This is a genomic window from Pseudundibacterium arcticum (assembly GCF_042646465.1).
GTDB classification, from domain to species: Bacteria; Pseudomonadota; Gammaproteobacteria; order Burkholderiales; family Burkholderiaceae_D; genus Undibacterium_A; species Undibacterium_A arcticum.
This window is the reverse complement of the sequence record NZ_JBHRTP010000061.1, coordinates 1-20,945: the sequence shown is the minus strand read 5'-3', so window position 1 is coordinate 20,945 and position 20,945 is coordinate 1. Positions and strand designations below refer to the sequence as shown.

The following is a 20,945-nucleotide window of genomic DNA, read 5'->3' as shown; positions in this document are numbered from 1 at the left end:
GTTAAACCTTCAATAGCTCAAGCCGAACCCGAACGGGAACAGCGTGTCTTTCGCAGCATAGCCCGGTGCGTCTGGATCATTGTTGATGACGGCGTCAAGATTGTTCGCCAGAGCGAATGGCATCTTGCCCTGGGGCTTGAACTTGCCGGTCAGCACATCCATCAGCGCGGCGTCGCTCACGCCGAACCCTGCCAGAATGCCGCCAGCCTGCTTTAGTCCGCTGGCATCGTCAAGTACGAAGGGCTGGCGGAAGTAGACGTTCAGGACCGTCTTCTTCGCACCCACCGTGTTCATCACTGCCTGGATATCCTTGAGCGAGGGTGATATCTTCCACGATCGCGCAGCAGCCATCGTGGTGAACGACAGACTGTTGAGTTCCTCAGGAAGTGCGCCACCGAACTGCAGATTAAATTCTCCAGCTTTTGGCACATAGTCCTTGGGCAGCACGTTGGTAACTTCGACCCGAATGACCGCGTAATCGGTATCGGCGGGAACTGCTGGCCGGGTTTGCCCCTTGCTCGCGTCGTAGTCACCGGTGACGACGGTGTAGCCGTACTGCTTGTCGCCTACCACGGCGGCATTCATCCCCATCGTGTAGAGCTTGACGGGTTTCGTCGCGGATGGCGTCGCAAGCGGCAGGGTGTTGTTCTGATTCTGCAGCAGAACGATGGATTTACGCTGTGCAAGCGCGGCCTTGGCCCGGAAGGTGTCGTTGCCGACAATGCCGGCGGCCTTGCTGGCATCGACGTAAGGGTCTTCAAACAGGCCAAGCTTGAACTGCTCGGTCAGCAGCCTGCGCGCCGATTCATTGATTCTGGTTTCGGCGATTTTCCCTGCCTTCACCAGATCGGTAATGGTCACGTTCGTATGGTATCCCGACATGACGTCGGTACCCGCAGTAATGGCAATGGCCATCCGTTCGGGAATCGTCTTGTCTTCTATGCCCCATGCACGGTCATTGATAATGCCGGTGTCGGAATTGACATAGCCCGTGAAGCCGAGCTTGCCCCGCAGCAGATCTGTCACGATTTGCTTTGAGAAGGACATGCCGATCTGATCGTACGTGACGCCTTCGTAAGTCAGATTGATCGGGACGCCGTAATACGGCATGATTGCGGCCACGCCCGCGTCGATAGCCGCCTTGAAGGGTTTGATGTGGTCGCCCAACCTTCCCGCCGGGTAGACCTGATTCTTGCCGAAGGCGTAATGCGGATCGCCGCCGCCTTCCTGCGGGCCGCCACCGGGAAAGTGCTTCATCGTCATGGCGACATTGCTGCTGGGGCTGAGCGGACCACCCTGCAGGTTTTTCACCAAAGTCGTCACGATTTGGGCATTCAGGTCGGCATCTTCCGAGAAGGTTTCATGGATACGAAACCAACGCGGTTCGGTCGACAGGTCTGCCATGTAACCATACAAGCCGCGCAAGCCAATGGCCTTGAATTCGGCACCGACCGTTTGCGAAAAGTCCTTGATGAGATCCATATCCCTGGTTGCAGCAAGTCCAGGTTCCTTCGGCCATTCGGAGAAGGAGCCGGCCGGCTCGTTGACGCCAGCACGCGCTGCTCGATCGTAGTGGTTGCGGGCGTTGGACTTGAACAAGGCCGGGATGCCCAGCCGCGTCCCTTCAGCCATTTCCTGCATCGCATTCATGAACTGCGCTGCTTCGGTCGGGGTAACCTGTGCACCGCCAAAGCCACCGCCGCCCGCCGCATTCACGGGATTGGCTGTCACCGTGCTACGGAAGATGAAGCGGGTCATTTTCTGTGTCTTGACGTAATCGATTGCCGTTGGCGAGACCACGCCGCCGGCGTCCGGGTTCAGGGTGTCGATCATCATCATCCCGGCTTTCTCTTCGAGTGTCATTCGGCCGACCAGATCCTCGACACGTTGCGCGACCGGTACGCGCCAATCTTCGTATGGATCGAGTTTGCCATTGCCGTTCAAATCCCTGAATGTGGCGCCGTCGACCTGCAATACGCCCTTGGTTCGCGCTTCAATGAGGGGCTGCGGGATACTGTCGGCTCCGCCACCGCATGCCGAGAGCATCAGACTGCCGATGAGTGCACTCACACCGAGCGTAATCGGCCTGGCAGTGAAAAGCGGGCCTGATGTGCTTTTCATGGCAATCCCCGTTGGAACGTATTTGGAATTGCCATCATCGGCACCATTTTTATTTGTACGAAACGTCTGCTTCATTGTCCTTCTCCCTAAGTTTTTTCAAACAACGCAATTGAATCCTGCATAAAGTTCGATGCAATGCATGCCCCGACTGCGCTCGCAGCAGAACCGCCAAGACCTTCGGGCCATGGAACCTGAGCGCAGAGCGTCAACATGTCACGGACCAGCCCTGCCAATTCAGGGCCTGCCGCCGCAACTTGTCAGAATGTGTGGCGAATGCCGAGATCTAATGCTTTGTTACCAGAGCCGCCCTCAATTGCACTGCCCGCGGTGTAGAAGACAGGGCCATTCTTGTTGTTGATATAGGCATAGGCTGCGTACAAAGTTGTGCGCTTGGACATCACGTAGTTGTATCCAATGGCAATTTGATCTGCATCTCTGTTATTGGCTGACTTGTCGTTCCTGCGAATATAAGACGCCATGACCGTATTTGCGCCGAACGGCACGGAAACACCAACCATCGCATCAGTGGCATCAACCAGCCTCGTGCCGACGTTTCCAGTCTTGGTGATGGCATAGGCGGCGTGGGCCTTGACCACGCCGAAGTTGTACGTGGCACCCAGCATGGTGTTTTTGTCGTTTGTCGCATTTCCAAAAGCAGTATTGGCAGACGCACCGACAACAGAAGGAATCAGATTGTTTCGGTTCTGGTGGGCTATGCGAACAAACAGTGGACCGGACGTATAACCAGCCGAACCGGCAACATAACGGTTGGCAGATGCGCTTCCTGCAACTTCACCGAAACCATACGCGACGTTGGCGGAGAAGCCGTTGATAGTGGGTGTGCTGTACATCACATCATTGTCGACGCGAGACAGATAGCCCTTCATGAAGACGTTTTGCAAGCGACCTGCGTAGCCGTTGCCAAATGGGTCAACCGCGCCGACCAGATCATCGATCGGCGTATATTGACGGCCCAGTTTAATGGTGCCGAAACCATTGCTCAGACCAACGAACGCCTGACGGCCAAACAGCAAACCGCCTTGGCCCAGTGTCCCGGTATCCGCCTGAAAGCCGTTTTCCAGCTGAAAAAATGCAGACAAGTCGCCACCCAGGTTTTCTATGCCTTTGAAGCCCAGACGCGAGCCATTGGCGATACCGCTGGTCAGTTTGGTCATCGAACCGGCTGGACCGCCGCTTTCACGCACGACGCCGAGATCTACCAGACCGTAGATTGTGACATTGGATTGAGCTGATGCACCGCCGGCACAAGCGCCCAGAACAGCGAGTGCGAGGATAGTTTTTTTCATTTGAAAGTCTCCAAGGGTTGTGATGCTATTTGTATCGATAGCCCCCCGGCAAGGTTACTGATGGAGCCATCCCTACCGGAGCGTTCGTTCCCGCGGCGCTGGGCATGCGTGCTCGATTGAACACGGAATGCACAGGCAAGAGGGAGTTACGTGCCAAGTTGTTCAGAGCGCCTCGCGCACTCTGTGCCGCTGTGACAGGGCTGAAAGCGCATGCCAAAAACGGTCGGGACATCTACATCAGATTACCTGTGCAGCTAATTTCGTAGCAGTGTTTTAGCCAAGTGAATGATGACGTCGGCATGATGCGGAATCGGTTCCACCGCGCCATAACCAGTCGTCGATATAGCCGCTGCCACATTGGCATAACGCACTGCGTCAAGCAAGCTATCGCCCGCAGCCAGGCGCGCGACCAGGCTGCCGTCAAAACAGTCCCCGGCGCCGGTCGCATCGACCGGTTGTATCGCAAAGCCGGGTACATGGCGCGGCAAATTGCCATCGTCCTGCCAGACCCATGCACCGTCTGCGCCGCATTTGAGCACCACCTTCTTCGCACCGTGCCTAGCGCACCACGCGAATACGCCATCGCGACTATCGACATCGGCCAGGGTCAAGGCTTCATCGAGGCTGGGCAGAAAAATATCGACTTGTGGAATGGTGGCTTGAATAATGGCCTTTGCCCTTGCCAATGGCCACAGCCGCAAGCGCAGATTCGGGTCGTAGGTGATACAGGCACCGGTAGCACGTGCCGCCGCGATCGCAGCGGCGACCGCATCGCAAGCGGTGACGCTGATAGCCTGACTGATGCCCGACACATGCAGGTAACGACTATCGGCTAACACCCGCAGCGGCAGATTGGCCACCGTCATGCGGCTGGCTGCCGATCCGGCACGCAAGTATTGGAACTGGTGGCCATCCGCACCATGGGTGACGAAATACACACCAGTGTGCGCATCCGGATCAACTTCCACACCGGACGTATCGACCCCTTCCGCGGTCCATAAATCGAGAAACATACGGCCGAAGTGGTCATCGCCGAGCCGGGTACAGTAAGCAACCTGCGCTCCTTGCCGTGCCGCCGCGATCGCAAAATTTGCGGTATCACCACCAAATCCCTGCTGGTACTGACCGGCGGCGGTCTCATTGAATTCGAGCATCGGTTCGCCCAATGCAACGATGTCAAAACGTTTGGCAATGCCCATCATCCATCCTTTAGTTTTCTTGCACTGACGCTGGTGCTCATGATGTTTTGGCTTCGAGAGCACTGATCGCAGCCGCCACCCCGTACTTGCTGATACTTGCCAGATGCTGCGTCAATGACGAGACGAACTGCGGATTGCCGGGCAAGTCGTCGCCAAATACGTCACGCACCGCCAGCAAGGCTGCGACTTGCGCCGTCGGGTCTGTGGAACTGGTGGCGGCCGCGTGTAATACCTCGGCTAATGGATCGGCAATCGGGTAAGTGTTGCCCGCCTCATCGCTGCCGGCCAGATAACGCAGCCAGCCGGCAATGGCGAAACACAGGCGGTCACAGGGCGCGCCGGCGGCCAGCCGGTCGCGGATGGTGCCGAGCAGCCGCTGCGGCAGCTTTTGCGAGCCGTCCATCGCAATCTGCTGCAACTTGTGCTTGAGCGCCGGGTTGCGGTAGCGCGCCAGCAACTCTGCGCGATACTCCGGCAGGCCGGGGCGTGACAGCGTCGGCTCGATTTCGTCGCGCATCATGGCGCCGATAAAGTTTGCCAGCCCCGCATCGGCTATCGCTTCATCGACCGTGGCATATCCGATCACCGCGCCCAGGTAGGCGAGGCTGGAATGGGTGCCATTGAGCATGCGCAGCTTGGCATTCTCGTACGACTCGACCTCGGCAACGAGGGTCGCTCCGACCTCTTCCCAGCACGGCCGTGCGCCCGCAAACCGGTCTTCGATCACCCACTGGCTGAACGGTTCGGTCATCACCGGCCACGCATCGTCGGCCCCGAGCATGGCAGCGACGCGCGCCCGATCGTCCTCTGTCGTGTTCGGCACGATCCGGTCCACCATCGAATTCGGGAACGCGCCCTGCTGATCTATCCAGCCGGCCAGTTCGCTATCGATCATTGCCGCGAACGCCAGCACCAATCCGCGGGTCGTCAGTCCGTTCGACGGCAGGTTGTCGCACGACAGTACGGTGAATGGCGCCAGCCCAGCGCCGCGGCGCAATGCCAGCGCACGGACGATGAAGCCGAGCGCCGAGCGCGGCGCGTCAGGGTGCGCCAGATCATGCACGATATCCGGATGATCGACGCGCAAGGCGCGAGTGGCGGGGTCGTGGCAATAGCCTTTCTCGGTCACCGTCAGGCTGACGATATGGCAGCGCGCATCTGCCATCGCGGCCAGCACTGCCTGCGGGTTTTCCGGCGCCACCAGCGACGTGATCAGTGCGCCCACCACGTGCAATTGTTCGCCCTCCGCATCGCGCACCGCCACTGTGTACAGATTGTCCTGCGGGGTCAGTGCATCGCGGGTATCGGCTTGCCGCAGCGATACGCCGACGATCCCCCAGCGCTGGTCTCCGCGCGCGATTGCGCCGTCTGTGTATACCGCCGCATGCGCGCGATGGAAGGCCCCGAGGCCTAAATGCACAATGCCGGGGGATAATTGCTGGCGCTCGTACTGAGGCGTGATCACATTTTGATGCGCGCCCATCGATGCCAAAGCCGAATTCGAAAGTCTCATTGCGTCGCCTTAAGCACTCTGCGGGTGCTCACGCACCCTGGAGACAAGTTGTGTCGGACTGACAAAACGCATCGCAATCAGCAGGAAGATCAAGGTCACCGTCATGTAGACCATCGCCATCGCATCGATCGACTGCGGCGCGCGCACCCCAGCGGCAAATACCGCGTAGTACAGTGCGACGACCAGCGTCTGCGTATCCGATCCGGCAGTCATGAAGGTCAGCTCGAACATTGCAATGGTGCGCACCAGTACCAGCAGCGACGCGGCGAGAATGCCCGGCGCCAGTAGCGGCACCAGCACATGACGGAACATTTTCCAGGTCGGCGCACCGAACACCCGTGCAGCGGATTCCAGATTCGGATCAATCTGCTCAATAAAGGGTGTCATGACCAGGATCACGAACGGCAATGCAGGCAGTAGATTGGCAAGTACCACGCCAAACAGCGTGCCGGCTAGATGCAACTGGTACATCAATGTCGCCAAAGGAATACCGTAGGTAATTGGCGGCACCATCAGCGGCAATAAAAACAGCATGGTGAGCAGGCGTTTACCGCGGAAGTCCCTGCGTGCCAAGGCATAAGCGGCTGGTACACCGATGACCAATGCCAGCACCACCACCGCCAGCACGACTTCCACCGTTACCAGCAATACATCACCGAGCTGGAATTCCTTCCATGCAGCGGCATACCATTCAAAGGTAAAACCGTCAGGTAACCAAGTACCAAACCAGCGTCGGGCGATGGAATTGGTGGATACCGAGGCGATCATCAGGCCGACATTGACCAGAAAGAAGGTCATGAAGCCGACCACCAGCCCGCTCCAGGCACGACTCCACCAATTGATGTGCGGCGTTGGTGCGGGTGATTCGGATACTTGCGCGAGAGTTACAGGAGAGATTGCTTTTGACATGATTATCCCTTTCCACCGGTGACTGGTCCGCGGTACACCAGGCTGCGCAATCCCAGCACCGCTGCGACCACAGCGAGCTGTACCATGCCCATGATCATCGCAATGGTCGATGCCATCGGATAATCGTAATTTTCAAATGCGGCCTCATACGCGGCAATCGAAATGACCCGTGTTGGCCCGGCAGGCGAACCCAGCAATATCGCCGACGGGAAGACTGAGAACGCCTGCACGAACGACAGGCAGAATGCCATCGCCAGCCCGGGTATCAGCAGCGGCAACACAATATGCTGAAATTGCTTGTACGGATTGGCGCCAAGCGTGGCGGCAGCGCGCGTCAATCCCGGATCGATCCCCGTGATGTAGGACAGGATCAGCAGGAAAGCGAATGGGAAGCCGGAAATGATCAGCGAAATCAGCACGCCCCAATAATTGTGGGTCAGCCGGATGCCGTCTTCAAACAGGTGGAACATTTGCAGCGCCTGCGTGAACCAGCCTTTCGGTCCGAAGTAGGTCAGCATGCCCTGCGCAATCAGCACGGTACCCAGCGTGATCGGGATCACCAGAATGGTGGTCGCAATTTTCTGGTAACGGGTCTTGTGGCGCAGACGATACGCAATCGGCAAAGCAATACCGACATTGATGATGGTCGCCGGTAAGGCCAGCTTGAGTGTGGTGCCAATTGTGTGCCACAGGTGGTCGGTCGTGAAGAACTTGCTGTAGTTCGACCATGCGCCACCTTCCAATGGTTCAAACGACAGCATCAGGCCATGCAGAAATGGATAGACGAAGACTGCCAGCATGAAGATCACGGCGGGCGCCACCATCCACATCACAGGGTCCAGCCAGCGTGAGCCGGCAGCTTGAGCGCGGCTGTGCATCATGCCACCTGCTCGGACGGGTAAGCGAGCACGCGGTCATGCGGCACCGAAACAGTCATGGTTTCGCCTGGTTTCGCAGTGCCTTCAGTGCGCACGAACAGACGCGTACTGTCTTGCGTACGCAGCATGAACAGCGACTCGCGGCCATAATATTCAACCGCTTCCACGCGTGCGGTAATGCTGTTCTCCGGCTGCTCTTCGGGGGCGCAGATTGAAAACTCTTCCGGCCGAATCGATACCGCTGCACGCGCGCCGATGGCGGCTTTCGGAATGCCGCGCAGGTTTATCCCGGGACCGGTCAGATGGATGCCGTCGCCATTTTTCTCTGCGACATCAAGCAACAATTCATTGCGATAGCCCATGAAACGCGCCACGGAAAGATTGGCGGGCTGCCCATACACTTCCTGCGGCGTACCGACTTGCTGCACCAGGCCATCCTTCATCACAACGATACGGTCTGCCAGTGACAAGGCTTCATCCTGATCATGCGTAACGTAAATCGTGGTGCGGCCAAGCTCGCCATGAATGCGGCGTATTTCAGAACGCATTTCAAGGCGCAGCTTGGCATCCAGGTTCGATAGCGGCTCATCCATCAAAATCAGAGGCGGCTCGATGACAATGGCGCGCGCAATCGCGACACGCTGTTGCTGGCCGCCCGACAACTGGCCCGGCAACTTGTTGGCATGCATCGCAAGCTGCACCAGATCCAGCGCACGTTTGACGCGGGTCTCGATTTCGCTTGAGGCAACGCCGCGCATCAGCAGGCCAAAGCCCACATTTTTCGCCACCGTCATATGCGGGAACAATGCATAGTTCTGGAAAACCATGCCGAATCCACGCTGCTCCGGCGGCAGCGTATCGATGCGCAGTTCATCGAGATAAATCGCGCCGCTCGATAGTGCGAGCAAACCGGACAGGCAGTTCAGTGCGGTTGATTTGCCGCAGCCGGATGGTCCGAGCAGCGCGATGAATTCACCGCGGGCGATATTCATCGTCAGTCCGCCCAGGGCTGGCAAGGGTGCGACGCCGGATGCGCTGGCTGGCCCGCCAAAATTACGGGTTATGCGATCGAGGCGCAGTGTTTTGAAGTCGTGTTTCATTTTTGGACTTTCCTGTTAAATACGGTTCACGGTCACTTGGACTTCTGGGTGCCGATCAGCTGATCCCAGATACGGAAGGCTTTCACCATCTCCTGCGCATCCAGCGGCTGTGCATGCGGATTGTCGGAAATTAGCGCCGCATATTCAGGACGGCCGAATTCCTTGATCACCTCCTGGCTGGATTTTGGCGCCATGCTTAACGCGACGTTCTTAATCGCTGGGCCGGGGTAGAAATAGCCCTTGTCGTAGGTCATCGCCTGTTGCTCCGGCTTGAGCAAATGGGCCATCACATCCATCACGATCTTGAATTTTTCCGGGGTCAGGCCTTTTGGCGTCATCATGTAATGGGTGTCATTGATCCATGTCATTTTTTTGAACGCACCCATTTTGAAATTCTTTGGCACCACGCCCAGCGCGCGTGGATTGATATCCCATCCGGTTACGGTCACTGTCATGTCGCGCGACCCTTCGCCCAGCTCTTTCATCACCGCGCCAGTGCCGCCGGGGTAGTATTCGATGCAGGAATTCAGTTCTTTCAGGTAAGCCCAGGTCTTGGTCCAGCCATTGACCGGGTCTTTCGGGTCTTTATCGCCCAGCAAATAGGGCAGGCCCATCAGGAAGGTGCGGCCTGGGCCGGAGTTTGATGGACGTGCATAGATCAAGCGGTTGGGATTGGCCTTGCAATACGCCAGCAATTCCTGCGGCGTAGTCGGCACCTGTTTTACTTTGTCAGGATTGTATTCAAGCAAGGGTCCGGCTGGCATGAACGCGACTGCCAGGGCCTGATCCTGCGCCAGCTCCTGCATTTTATTAACTTGTGGCAAGTAATTGTCGGCAAGATTGGGAAACTTGGTGGCATTCTCGGGCAATATTTTCACCCACAGCTTTTGATCGATACCAGCAGCAAGAATGTCCGTACCACCCAGTACGATATCGATATCACTGCGATTGGCAGCTTGCATCGCCTTCAGCTTGCTCGGCAATTCAGGCGCGGGGGCTTTGGTGAAAGTGAATTTGACGTTCGGATTCTTGGCCTTGTAAGACTCAATAGCGTCCTGCAACAACGCCAAACTCCCGCCGACGTCAACCACATTGATCGTCACAGGTGACTGGGCCATGACAGGCAAGCTCAGCGATGTTGTGACCGCGCCAACGACGGCGCCAGCGATCATCCGCACCATGGTGCGGCGGGTAAAGTTGTGACGTTGTTTCATGTGTCTCTCTCCAGTGTGATAGGAATACTGCAGCCCCATATTGGGTGTAACCAGCATCTTGCTGACGCTCTTGGTTTTAGTGCGTTCTTGTGTATTTATTGGTTTAAGTGCTACAGGCGATACGCCTTTTTCGCGAGGCGGTACGCCAGATCGTGTGCCAGCTCAAATGCTTCATCTTCCAGTAGGCGATGTTCAGCCACCAGACGCGCCAGAAACCCACAATCGACGCGACGGGCCACGTCATGCCGCGCCGGAATCGACAAAAACGCGCGGGTGTCATCATTGAAGCCGACCGTGTTGGCAAAGCCGGCAGTTTCCGTGGTCTGTTCACGGAAGCGGCGCATACCTTCCGGTGCGTCATGGAACCACCATGCCGGGCCTAATTTGAGTGATGGATACACGCCCGCCAGTGGCGCCAGTTCACGCGCATAGCTTGTTTCATCCAGGGTGAACAGAATGATGGACAGCTTCGGATTGAGTCCGTGCTTGTCCAGCAAGGGCTTCAGGGCATCGACGTAACTGGTTTGGGTCGGAATATCAAAGCCCTTGTCGCGGCCGAAGCGCGCCAGCATGCCAGCGCTGTGATTGCGCCATGATCCTGGATGGATTTGCATCACCAGCCCGTCTTCCAAACTCATGCCGGCCATCTCGGTCAGCATCTGGGCCCGGAACAGTTCGGCGTCAATGGCAGACACATTGCCGGACAATACTTTTGCAAACAGCGCTTCGCACTCAGCCAGACTGAGGTCGGCGGTACGTGCGGTCGGATGGCCGTGGTCGGTCGAGGTGGCGCCCAGCTGCTTGAAATACGCACGGCGAATGCGATGCGCCTGCAGGTATCCCTGCCAGGTGCCGGTATCTTCGCCGGTGATCTCGCCAAATTCTTCGATGTTGCGCACAAATCCTTCAAATGCCGCATCGACTACCGGATCAGGCCGGTAAGCGGTGATCACACGCGGCTTGCCGCCGGCCATTTGCCATGGGTCGGCGGCCAATGCGTTGTGATGGCTGAGCGTATCGAGCGGTGATTCGGTAGTGGCGATGACTTCGATATTGAAGCGCTCGAATAAGGCCCGCGGCAGGAATTCGGGCATTTTCAGGCAGGAATCGATGTGGTCATACAGCGCATCGGCATTGGCTTCGGTCAACGCTTGCTCGATCCCAAACACTTCTTCAAACACATGATCAAGCCACGTACGGGAAGGTGTGCCACGGAACAATGGCCAGTTGTGCGCCAACAGGCGCCAGATTTTGCGCGGGTCGGCTTCCACTGCCGTGCCATCGCGGGTGCGCACACCAAGCTCCTCCAGGCGCACGCCTTGGCTGAACAACATGCGAAATACATAGTGGTCGGGCTGAATCAGCAAGGCGGAAGGGTTGCTGAAGGCTTCGTTGGTGGCAAACCAGCCGGGGTCGGTGTGGCCATGCGGACTGATGATCGGCAGCGTTTTCACGCTCTGATACAGGCGCCGCGTGATGGCACGCGTGTCGGGGTCAGCAGGAAAGAGGCGATCGGGATGGAGCAGGGACATCGGATATCCGTTCTTTATCTGGATGAAAGCTTACGTTTAAAAAATCACTTCGATATTTGATGCATTTAAATCAAATATAACCACTGAGCGCTTATCAATTCATCATCACTTTGCACGGAGAAACTGATGCCCTTACGCTAAATTGAAAATAGGAGAGGCGACGAGCCCGGGTTCAAGGGATCTCCACCCCAACTCGAGCTGGATCTGCTCAATGCCCGGTGGCGGGGCATGTTTAAGTTGACGATGCTTTAGCCAATCTCTGACTTGCTCCTTGCTCGGCTGAATGACCTTTTCCATAACACTCCTTATGTTTTTCGCAAGACCCTCTCCAGCCGCCACGTTTTTGATACAGAGAGCCGGGGCTAATCCCTTCTTCCCGCGCGCATGGAAACAATTGGAAACTACCTTCATATTTATGACGCAGCAGGATGACTAGTCTGTCGGTTTGCCTGAAATTTTGGCAGAACCCTTGATGCCCCATCCGCGCGAGAACTCCCGCGTGACGCGCTCAAGATGAGCCCGCATTGCACGACGCGCGCCAGCCGGATCGCGTGCCGCGATCGCTTCCAAGATCCGGCGGTGATCCATCAGCGTTTCCCGCCGCAAATCCTCGGTGTGAAAGTGCTCTTCCATCTTGCTCCAGAGGCGGCCGCGCTCGTCCCACAACTTGCCCAGCACCAGTACCAAAGCGCTATTGCCGGTCGCCGTGGCGATGGCCATGTGGAAAGCGCGATCGGCCTGATCGTTCTTCACGCGATCATCGTAAAACCGCTCCATATCCGAGACGGTCTGCATGATGGCGTCGATGGCACTGTCGGTCGCCATTCTGGCGGCCATCGCAGCGACCTCTCCTTCAATCAAACGTCTGGCGGACAATACTTCGAAGGGGCCGGAACCGGGCTCCTTAATCTCGGGAGGCGCATCGTTTTTTTCACTGACATAAATGCCGGAACCGCCGCGCACATCAATCACGCCGGTCAGTTCGAGCGCGATCAGGGCTTCGCGCACCGATGTCCGGCTCACATTCAGTCGTGCCGACAAGTCACGCTCGGACGGCAAGCGCATGCCGGGCATGATCTTCTCGTCACGAATCATCTCCTGAATTTGCTCCGCAACGACGCGATACAAACGCGTGTCGGTGGCGGTAGCGGCGCCAACTTCTATGAGGGCGGTAGTCAACTTAGTCATGTTCAACCTTTCTTATTTCACGTCACTGCGGATTGAGTGCAGCAGTGCACTTGCTTTCATATACCGAAGATTTAGCGCCCCATCCCAAATTGGTCAGTCCATTCTATTTTGGTTCTACCAAAAATGCAATAAGGTCTAGCCAATTAAATTCATTGATGGCATACTGGCCCTACCACTTTTACCAAACCTTCTCCACCAACCAATGAGGACGCCGTGAAAATCACCGATGCCAAGGTCATCATCTGCTCTCCAGGCCGCAATTTCGTTACGCTGAAAATTTATACCGATGAAGGACTGACCGGCATCGGCGATGCCACGCTAAATGGCCGCGAACTGGCGGTCGCCTCGTATCTGACCGACCACGTGATCCCCTGCCTGATCGGCCGCGATGCGCACCAGATCGAAGATATCTGGCAATACCTATACCGCGGCGCTTACTGGCGACGTGGCCCGGTCACGATGAGCGCGATTGCCGCGGTCGATACCGCGCTGTGGGACATCAAGGCCAAGGCGGCGAATATGCCGTTGTACCAGTTGCTGGGCGGTAAAAGCCGCAACGGCGTCATGGTGTACGGCCACGCCAACGGCGGCGATATCGAAGAAACCGTCGATGAAGTGCTGCGTTATGCGTCGCTCGGTTACAAGGCGATCCGCGCGCAGGCCGGCGTGCCGGGCCTGAAAAAAGTCTATGGGGTGTCGAAAGACAGCATGTTTTATGAGCCGGCCGATGGATCGCTTCCCTCTGAGCACGACTGGTCCACCGAACGTTATCTGGATCATGCGCCGAAACTGTTCGATCGCCTGCGCGACAAGCTCGGCTGGGAGCATCACCTGCTGCACGATGTGCACCACCGGCTGACCCCGATCGAGGCAGGGCGCTTGGGAAAATCGCTGGAGCCTTATCGCCTGTTCTGGATGGAAGACCCGACCGCGGCCGAGAATCAGGATGCATTTCGGCTGATCCGTGAACATACGGTGACGCCGATAGCGGTCGGCGAAGTGTTCAATACGATCTGGGACTGCAAGGAATTGATCGAGAAGCAGTATATCGATTACATCCGCGCCACCGTGGTCCATGCCGGCGGCATCACGCATCTGCGCCGCATCGCCGATCTGGCCGCAATGTACCAGGTGCGCACCGGCTGCCACGGCGCCACCGATCTGTCGCCGGTCTGCATGGGCGCAGCGCTGCACTTCGATACCTGGGTACCGAATTTCGGCATCCAGGAATACATGCGCCACACTGAAGAAACCGACGCGGTATTCCCACACGATTACCGGTTCGAGGATGGCTTCCTGCATGCTGGGGAAACACCCGGCCATGGCGTCGATATCGACGAAGCGCTGGCAGCCAAATATCCTTACCAGCGCGCCTTCCTGCCAGTGAACCGCCTAGCCCATGACGGCACGCTCTGCAACTGGTAATACCCTGCATATCTGAGAACTTGTTGCAAAAATGTAGCGAGCACACGAAGGTCGCACTGAGAAGCGCAGCCGCACGCTGGCGCGAGATTCGCGTGCGCAGTAAATTTGAAACATGCTTGCACAAGGAATGTGAATGGAAACAGCTCCCACTCCGGCAGGATCAGCTAGCCCGGCCTCGGCAACGATCCGCCTTCATCCGCTTGACAACGTCGTCATCGCGCGCACCCAGCTGATGTCCGGCACCCGTTTGGCGGTGGAAGGCGTTAGCGTGATCGGGCTGATACCGCCCGGCCACAAGATTGCTACCAGCCGCATCGAGGCCGGGCAGGCAGTGCGCCGTTACGGCCAGATCATCGGCTTTGCCGCCCAAGACATCGAGCCCGGCCAGCATGTGCATACGCACAATCTGAAAATGGGCGATTTTGCGCGCGAGCATACGTTTTGCGTCGATGCAAAACCGACCGCGTACGTGGCCGAGCCTGCCACTTTCATGGGCATTCTGCGCCCCGATGGTCGCGTTGCAACACGCAATTACATCGGCATCCTGACTTCGGTGAACTGTTCGGCCACTGCGGCGCGCGCGATTGCCGACCATTTCCGGCGCGATACTAACCCGCAAGCTCTGGCGGATTACCCGAATGTTGATGGTGTGATCGCACTGACGCACGGCATCGGCTGCGGCATCGATCCGGAAGGCGAAGCGCTGGTACTGTTGCGGCGCACGCTGGCGGGCTATGCCCGCCATCCGAACTTCGCCTCGGTGCTATTCGTTGGCCTCGGTTGCGAGACCAACCAGATCGGCGACCTGTTGAATGCGCACGGCATGAGCGAAGGCAAGAACCTGCGCAGCTTCACGATCCAGGATAGCGGCGGCACCAGGAAGACCGTGGAAAAAGGGATCGCTATCGTCGAGGCGATGCTGGCAGAGGCCAACAGCGTCGCGCGCCAGCCGCTGCCGGTCAGTCATCTGGTGGTGGGCCTGCAATGCGGCGGCTCCGACGGCTATTCCGGCATCACGGCCAACCCGGCGTTGGGCGCTGCCATCGACCGTCTGGTACGACATGGCGGTAGTGCGATTCTCTCGGAGACGCCCGAGATCTACGGTGCTGAACATTTGCTCACGCGGCGCGCCGCGACCCCGGAGATCGGCACCAAACTGCTGGCCCGGGTACGCTGGTGGGAAGACTACTGCGTGCGCCAAAACGCAGAGATGAACAACAACCCATCGGCCGGCAACAAGGCCGGCGGCTTGACCACCATCCTTGAAAAATCGCTGGGTGCGGTGGCCAAGGCGGGCAGCACCAACCTGGTGGATGTGCTTGAGTATGGCGCGCCGGTCACGGCCAAGGGCCTGACCTTCATGGATACGCCCGGCTACGATCCGGTCTCCGCTACCGGCCAAGTCGCCGGCGGCGCCAACGTGATCTGCTTTACCACCGGGCGCGGCTCGGCCTACGGTTGTGCGCCCTCCCCGTCGCTGAAGCTGGCGACCAATTCAGGACTGTGGCAGCGTCAGGAAGAAGACATGGATATCAATTGTGGCGGCATCGCAGACGGCGTGACCGATGTCGATGCGGTCGGCGAACAGATTTTCCGTATGATCATCGACGTCGCTTCCGGCGTGCGCACAAAGAGCGAGACCCACGGTTACGGGCAAAATGAATTCGTGCCCTGGCAGATTGGTGCGGTGATGTAAATGACTCTCCCTGGCCAGCACCAGGAGTGCTGCCCGGTTTTATCTTGACGCCCGTCAGATCATTCGCTACAAAGCAGATCAGGCCCAGGTCGGTGCAAGCAGTCGTCAGCAATGCAAAGAAAATGACGGAAAATGAAATTTATTACACGGTTTCGCAGGACTAATAGAAAGTGACTACGGTATGAGATTGAGCCTTGACTTGCTGGACATCATGCATGCTTCCCCTGTCATCCCGGTGATTGCGATCGAGGATATCGACCATGCGGTGCCGCTCGCAAAGGCCCTGCTCGCTGGTGGAATTCGGGTGCTGGAAATCACACTGCGCACGTCGCATGGGATGGCAGCAATACGCGCCATAGCCGAGCAGGTTCCGCGGGCCATCGTTGGGGTTGGGACATTGACCTACGGTGCTCAATTTAGTGCGGCACGCGATGCCGGTGCAGTATTCGGGGTATCGCCGGGATTGACGGCTGCATTGATTGCTGCAGCTAAATCCAGCGGTCTGCCGCTACTACCTGGCGTAATGACGCCGTCCGAGGTATTGGCCGCACGCGAAGCTGGATTCCACCAATTAAAGCTATTCCCCGCCGTACCCGCCGGTGGTATAGGCATGCTCAATGCGATTGCGGGTCCGTTGCCTGATGTGACCTTTTGTCCGACCGGTGGTATATCCCAAGAAACTGCAGCAAAATTTCTCGCATGCAAGAATGTCACCTGTGTGGGCGGGTCGTGGTTGACACCGAGAAAAGCGATACAGGCCGGTGATTGGGCGCATATTACGACGCTGGCTGCTGCTGCAAGCGCACTGCGACCAATGTCAGGAGAATGAGTCGATATCGGCTGCCGAATTTTATGAAGTGTCGCCAGCGCGCCAAAGGTCATCTGGTGCAGCAAGGAAATGACGGTATCAGGATGATTTTTATCTTGATATTCGGAGACCTGCTGGCGGAGAGGTTCGATCAGGGACATGGCTGCTCCTTTCTGATCTGACGAGGTTCTGTCCGAATTGCCAGGACAGAGCGCTTGGCATTCATTACTTTTCCTCGAAATTGTAGGCAGGCAAGGTAGTGAGCCGTCCATCTTCAACCGGGCCGCCCACCGTAAAGTGGTAGAAACTCTGCCACGCGCGTGAAACGATTCCGAAGGCCGTATGGACCGGATCGTCGAAGTAGCAACCGATCCCGGTGGCGCGGATGCCCGCCTCTTCTGCCTCAAGGTAAAGCAGTTGGCCCACCATGCCGGCCTCCCAGAACAGGTTGCGGTAGAAGGCGGCGCCGTACGTGCCCAGGCTGTCCCTGTAGTCGGCGATCATGGCCAGGCTGAAGGCGCCGTCGCCGGCGATGTCCTGGCCGCAGGAGACGGTGCTCGCCAGCGCTCGACAGTCTCCCTCTTGGAGCAGGTACAAGGGGAGTCCGGGCGGGCAGTCGGGCACGCGCTGCCAACAAAATTCTGAACCCATCACTCCCTTGAGAGTCTCGACCTTGTCCGGATCTCGGGCGAGCGCGTAGAGGCCAGGCGCCAAGCCGTCGACGCGGTGGACGAAGAGCCCGAGGTGGATGCGCGGTCGCCAAGGGATCGCGTCCCAGGGCATCCCTCGCCGCTCATGTGTCGGAATCAACCGGGCGAGCATGCGAACGAATACCGCGCGCGAGATCGCCGTCGAGCCATCCATCGCTACCGCGCTGCGACGGCCAAGAATGGCCTTCTCCGCGCTGAGCAGACCTTGACGGACGGGTGTCCCGAAAAGCGCATCCTCCGAGGGAAAGCCGGAGAAGTCCTCCTGGATAGGCGAGCTTTCGCAGCGGCGCGTCGCCTGCGCAACCGCGTCGATCACGGGCCACTCGATACTGTTTTCGAGGCTCAGCGCGTTGGCGCTGCCCTGCCACAGCACGCCACCGCCGTGCGCCGTCATCGGCTTCGAGTCGGTCGGAAGCGTCGCCGGAAAATCCGGTGCAATCAACACGAGCAGCTCAGCTTCCTCACGCTCCGCCTCCGCGAAATCCTCATCGCGGTCAAGCCCAAGGAGGCTGGAGAGGGTTTTATTGCTCACGTCATTGAGGAGCACCAATCTCCAGCCGAGCGCTGCTGCCGCGATACGCAGGCTGGCAAGCGCGTGTCCGACGTCGTGCTGGCAGTACCGGAACGCGCGCTCGCCGTACTTCCAGGCCTCCCGCCAATGAACCGACGACAGACCCACAAGGAATGAGCCCTCAGGGAAAGGCGCAATCAGCTCAGCCCACCGCTTTGCGTTGAGCACCGCTCGCCGTTCGAGAGCGTGCTCCCTCGGCGCATAGTGGTATACGGCGGCCGTCTCGCCGAGCTGCCCAATCGCAGGCAGTACCGCATAGCCCTCGGTCGGATGAAGATTCCCACTTGAAGGATTTGCGCGCAACGGCCACCTGGTCTCGCCGACTTGCTTCCATGCCGTCAGCGATAGTGCGTAGCGGAAAAATAGCGAGACCGATTCCAGCGACAGTGGCGCCGGCGGCACGGTCGCGCTCGCATAAAGCTGCCAATAGGGCAGTGGGCGGCCCGCTTTGGGCAGCGGGAGACGAACCAGCTCCGCTCCCGCGTAGCGCCGAAACGGATCGGGCTGCGTCGCCCAGTCCAGGTAGCCGAGCGCCGCGGCATAGCGGTGGAAGTGGTGCTTGGTCCGCTCATGGTAGGCGATGACCACCTTTTCGGGAGAGGCCTCTCCCTCAAGAAGGCCGGCTCGCTCCAGCGCACCTGGCTCCCCCGATAAGGGTGAAAGACGATGGGACGTCATGGCAGTTTTCGTCACGCGGTGCAGTACGCAAGGAGTGCCTGCGCGCTCGTCACTGGCGCGTCGCAGCTACGGTTTCGGCACACGTAGGCTGCGGGCTGGGCGCCGACTGGGTGCCGACCCTGGCCGATCGGAACATCCTCGGCAAATGCCAGGACGCGCGCTGGGTGGTAGGAGCGGTGAACGGCCTGCACGAGCGGCGCCGCCTCGCCCCGGCCGCCCGCCAGCACGATCGAGACCGGGCGCTGCGAGAAATCGAGCGCCGCCAGGAGGTGCGAAAAGCCGAACGGGTTCTTGGCCGCCGCGGCGCCGTACATCTGGAACACGTGTTCGGCGCGGTCACGGTAAGAATCGCGGCCCGTCAGTTCGTGCAGCCGCAGCAGCGCGAACACGCTCGTCGAGGTTCCCGACGGCCAGGCGTGGTCTTGCGGGGAGCGCGGACGATGCACGAGCCGCTCACCCTCCTTGGGCGTGAAGTAGAACCCATCGTCCCAGAACTTGTCGAGGAGGAGGTCGACCAGCCTCTCTGCTTGTTCGAGATACCGTCTGTCGAAGCCGGATTCATAGAGGTCAATCAGCGCGTTAGCCAGAAACGCGTGGTCGTCGAGGAAGCCAGGTACCTTGGCCTCGCCGTCCTTCCAGGCACGATAGAGGCCACCGTCCGGCATGGTCATTCTCTGCATCAGGAAGTCGGCTGCGCGCCGCGCGGACTGAAGGTACAAAACCTGCCCGGTCGCCTGGTAAGCGGCGCACAGGCCCTGGATCATGAGTGCGTTCCAGCTCGTGAGGATATTCTCGTCGCGGCCGGGACGAACCCGTCGGGCGCGCGCCGCAAACAGCTTCTCACGCAGGCCCTCCAGACGCGCTTCTTCCAGCGCATTAAGTTCAACCGCGCGGTAGAGCACGGTGGCGCCGTGCTCGAAGTTGCCCTGCGCGGTCACGCCGTAGGCCCGGCATGCGAAGGCAGCATCGGGCTCGCCTAGCACCGCCTCTATCTGAGCGGGTGTCCAAACATAGAACGTGCCTTCCTCGCCCTCGCTGTCGGCGTCCTCACTCGCATAGAAGCCGCCGTCGGGATGCGCCAGATCGCGCAGCACGTAGGTGATGGTTTGCTCGAAAACGCGCCGCCATGAACGCTTGCCCGTCACGCGATAGGCATCCGCGTAGAGCTTGACGAGCTGGCCGTTGTCGTAGAGCATTTTCTCGAAGTGCGGCACCGCCCAGCGTGCATCGACGCTGTAGCGCGCAAAGCCGCCGCCCAGATGGTCGTAGATCCCGCCGGCGGTCATGCGATCGAGCGTCCGCTCGACGGAGGCGAGCAGTGGTGGTTCGCGTGTTCGGTGGTACACGCGCAGCACGAGGTCGTGACAGGAAGGGTTCGGAAATTTCGGCGCATCCCCAAAGCCTCCGTGGACCGGATCCGTATTCGTGGCGAAGGCGCGCGCAGCCTCGGCAGGCACGTCTCCACCCGTCGGTGCCGCGCCGCCGACAAGCCGTTCATCGAGGACCCGGTAGCCCTTGAGGAACTGTTCGACCTGGGTGCGGAGTTCCGGGCGTCGTTCGTTCCAGGCCTCGCTCAAGCCTAGCAAGACTTGCGCAAACCCAGGCCGCCCATAGCGCTCCTCGGGCGGGAAGTAGGTTCCGCCGAAGAAGGGTTCTCCCTGCGGCGTCACGAACACGGTCAGCGGCCAACCGCCGCCCTGCCCCATCATCTGGACGACTTTTTGATAGATGTCATCGAGGTCGGGACGCTCCTGGCGATCGACCTTGATATTGATGAAGCGCTCATTCATCAAACGCGCGATGGCGGGGTTCTCGAACGACTCATGCGCCATGACGTGACACCAGTGACACGCGGCGTAGCCTACCGATACGTGGACCGGCTTGTCCTCTTCTCGGGCGCGGCGAAACGCTTCTTCTCCCCATGGATGCCAATCAACGGGGTTCTCGGCATGCTGCCGAAGATAAGGGGATGTTTCCTGGGACAGTCGATTTGGCATGTGTCTACCTGATATTTACCCTGATGTCGAAGCTCGAATAATCTGGCGGTTTCAATGTCCAAGTGCAACAAGACCAAGCTTATCTGCCCAGTATGCGTT

Annotated in this window: 15 protein-coding genes; 3 read left to right on the top strand and 12 right to left on the bottom strand. The window is 58.7% G+C overall.

Annotation, left to right across the window (positions count from 1 at the left end; genetic code table 11):
- Positions 1-9: 9 nt before the first annotated feature.
- From ACFOFO_RS18625 to ACFOFO_RS18580, 10 genes are all read right to left on the bottom strand, one after another.
- Positions 10-2,121: a glycoside hydrolase family 3 protein gene (locus ACFOFO_RS18625; protein WP_390332360.1), complete on the bottom strand. Its 2,112-nt coding sequence runs from the start codon at positions 2,119-2,121 to the stop codon at positions 10-12.
- 257 nt (positions 2,122-2,378) lie between these two features.
- Positions 2,379-3,428, bottom strand: a complete 1,050-nt coding sequence (locus tag ACFOFO_RS18620) for a porin (RefSeq protein ID WP_390332357.1) — start codon at positions 3,426-3,428, stop codon at positions 2,379-2,381.
- A gap of 254 nt (positions 3,429-3,682) precedes the next feature.
- On the bottom strand, positions 3,683-4,627 hold the full coding sequence (locus tag ACFOFO_RS18615) for a sugar kinase (RefSeq protein WP_390324545.1): 945 nt from the start codon (positions 4,625-4,627) through the stop codon (positions 3,683-3,685).
- Between the two features lie 37 nt (positions 4,628-4,664).
- Positions 4,665-6,140, bottom strand: coding sequence for a mannitol dehydrogenase family protein (locus tag ACFOFO_RS18610; protein ID WP_390324543.1), 1,476 nt, complete (start codon positions 6,138-6,140; stop codon positions 4,665-4,667).
- 9 nt (positions 6,141-6,149) lie between these two features.
- Positions 6,150-6,938 carry an ABC transporter permease gene (locus ACFOFO_RS18605; protein WP_390332379.1) on the bottom strand — a complete coding sequence of 263 codons (789 nt, stop codon included), beginning with the start codon at positions 6,936-6,938 and terminating at the stop codon, positions 6,150-6,152.
- A 113-nt stretch (positions 6,939-7,051) separates the two neighbouring features.
- Positions 7,052-7,930, bottom strand: coding sequence for an ABC transporter permease (locus tag ACFOFO_RS18600; RefSeq protein WP_390324542.1), 879 nt, complete (start codon positions 7,928-7,930; stop codon positions 7,052-7,054).
- Complete coding sequence (locus tag ACFOFO_RS18595; RefSeq protein WP_390332355.1) at positions 7,927-9,027, bottom strand: ABC transporter ATP-binding protein; 1,101 nt, start codon at positions 9,025-9,027, stop codon at positions 7,927-7,929. The genes ACFOFO_RS18600 and ACFOFO_RS18595 overlap by 4 nt, the downstream gene beginning before the upstream one ends.
- A 32-nt stretch (positions 9,028-9,059) precedes the next feature.
- Positions 9,060-10,199, bottom strand: coding sequence for an extracellular solute-binding protein (locus tag ACFOFO_RS18590; protein WP_390332376.1), 1,140 nt, complete (start codon positions 10,197-10,199; stop codon positions 9,060-9,062).
- A gap of 152 nt (positions 10,200-10,351) precedes the next feature.
- Positions 10,352-11,773: a glucuronate isomerase gene (gene uxaC / locus ACFOFO_RS18585; protein ID WP_390332353.1), complete on the bottom strand. Its 1,422-nt coding sequence runs from the start codon at positions 11,771-11,773 to the stop codon at positions 10,352-10,354.
- Positions 11,774-12,205: 432 nt separating this feature from the next.
- Positions 12,206-12,961: a FadR/GntR family transcriptional regulator gene (locus tag ACFOFO_RS18580; protein WP_390324539.1), complete on the bottom strand. Its 756-nt coding sequence runs from the start codon at positions 12,959-12,961 to the stop codon at positions 12,206-12,208.
- 213 nt (positions 12,962-13,174) lie between these two features.
- On the opposite strand from ACFOFO_RS18580, the gene manD reads away from it, so the two are divergent.
- The 3 genes from manD to eda all read left to right on the top strand — a co-directional run bounded on the left by manD (position 13,175) and on the right by eda (position 16,911).
- On the top strand, positions 13,175-14,386 hold the full coding sequence (gene manD / locus ACFOFO_RS18575) for a D-mannonate dehydratase ManD (RefSeq protein WP_390324537.1): 1,212 nt from the start codon (positions 13,175-13,177) through the stop codon (positions 14,384-14,386).
- Between the two features lie 133 nt (positions 14,387-14,519).
- A complete protein-coding gene (locus ACFOFO_RS18570; RefSeq protein ID WP_390324535.1) occupies positions 14,520-16,082 on the top strand; it encodes a UxaA family hydrolase in 1,563 nt (520 codons plus the stop codon).
- A gap of 181 nt (positions 16,083-16,263) precedes the next feature.
- Positions 16,264-16,911 carry a bifunctional 4-hydroxy-2-oxoglutarate aldolase/2-dehydro-3-deoxy-phosphogluconate aldolase gene (eda, locus tag ACFOFO_RS18565; RefSeq protein WP_390324534.1) on the top strand — a complete coding sequence of 216 codons (648 nt, stop codon included), beginning with the start codon at positions 16,264-16,266 and terminating at the stop codon, positions 16,909-16,911.
- 204 nt (positions 16,912-17,115) lie between these two features.
- On the opposite strand, the gene ACFOFO_RS18560 is transcribed toward eda, so the two are convergent.
- A complete protein-coding gene (locus ACFOFO_RS18560; protein ID WP_390324532.1) occupies positions 17,116-18,849 on the bottom strand; it encodes a SagB/ThcOx family dehydrogenase in 1,734 nt (577 codons plus the stop codon).
- An 11-nt stretch (positions 18,850-18,860) separates the two neighbouring features.
- Positions 18,861-20,846 carry a thioredoxin domain-containing protein gene (locus ACFOFO_RS18555; protein ID WP_390324531.1) on the bottom strand — a complete coding sequence of 662 codons (1,986 nt, stop codon included), beginning with the start codon at positions 20,844-20,846 and terminating at the stop codon, positions 18,861-18,863.
- Between the last annotated feature and the right edge of the window lie 99 nt (positions 20,847-20,945).

Excerpts from the sequence above, each read along its gene's own strand:
- ACFOFO_RS18625 (WP_390332360.1), bottom strand. The coding sequence starts at position 2,121 with ATGAAAAGCACATCAGGCCCGCTTTTCACTGCCAGGCCGATTACGCTC.
- ACFOFO_RS18620 (WP_390332357.1), bottom strand. The coding sequence starts at position 3,428 with ATGAAAAAAACTATCCTCGCACTCGCTGTTCTGGGCGCTTGTGCCGGC.
- ACFOFO_RS18615 (WP_390324545.1), bottom strand. The coding sequence starts at position 4,627 with ATGGGCATTGCCAAACGTTTTGACATCGTTGCATTGGGCGAACCGATG.
- ACFOFO_RS18610 (WP_390324543.1), bottom strand. The coding sequence starts at position 6,140 with ATGAGACTTTCGAATTCGGCTTTGGCATCGATGGGCGCGCATCAAAAT.
- ACFOFO_RS18605 (WP_390332379.1), bottom strand. The coding sequence starts at position 6,938 with ATGACCTTCTTTCTGGTCAATGTCGGCCTGATGATCGCCTCGGTATCC.
- ACFOFO_RS18600 (WP_390324542.1), bottom strand. The coding sequence starts at position 7,930 with ATGATGCACAGCCGCGCTCAAGCTGCCGGCTCACGCTGGCTGGACCCT.
- ACFOFO_RS18595 (WP_390332355.1), bottom strand. The coding sequence starts at position 9,027 with ATGAAACACGACTTCAAAACACTGCGCCTCGATCGCATAACCCGTAAT.
- ACFOFO_RS18590 (WP_390332376.1), bottom strand. The coding sequence starts at position 10,199 with ATGATCGCTGGCGCCGTCGTTGGCGCGGTCACAACATCGCTGAGCTTG.
- uxaC (WP_390332353.1), bottom strand. The coding sequence starts at position 11,773 with ATGTCCCTGCTCCATCCCGATCGCCTCTTTCCTGCTGACCCCGACACG.
- ACFOFO_RS18580 (WP_390324539.1), bottom strand. The coding sequence starts at position 12,961 with ATGACTAAGTTGACTACCGCCCTCATAGAAGTTGGCGCCGCTACCGCC.
- ACFOFO_RS18570 (WP_390324535.1), top strand. The coding sequence starts at position 14,520 with ATGGAAACAGCTCCCACTCCGGCAGGATCAGCTAGCCCGGCCTCGGCA.
- eda (WP_390324534.1), top strand. The coding sequence starts at position 16,264 with ATGAGATTGAGCCTTGACTTGCTGGACATCATGCATGCTTCCCCTGTC.
- ACFOFO_RS18560 (WP_390324532.1), bottom strand. The coding sequence starts at position 18,849 with ATGACGTCCCATCGTCTTTCACCCTTATCGGGGGAGCCAGGTGCGCTG.
- ACFOFO_RS18555 (WP_390324531.1), bottom strand. The coding sequence starts at position 20,846 with ATGCCAAATCGACTGTCCCAGGAAACATCCCCTTATCTTCGGCAGCAT.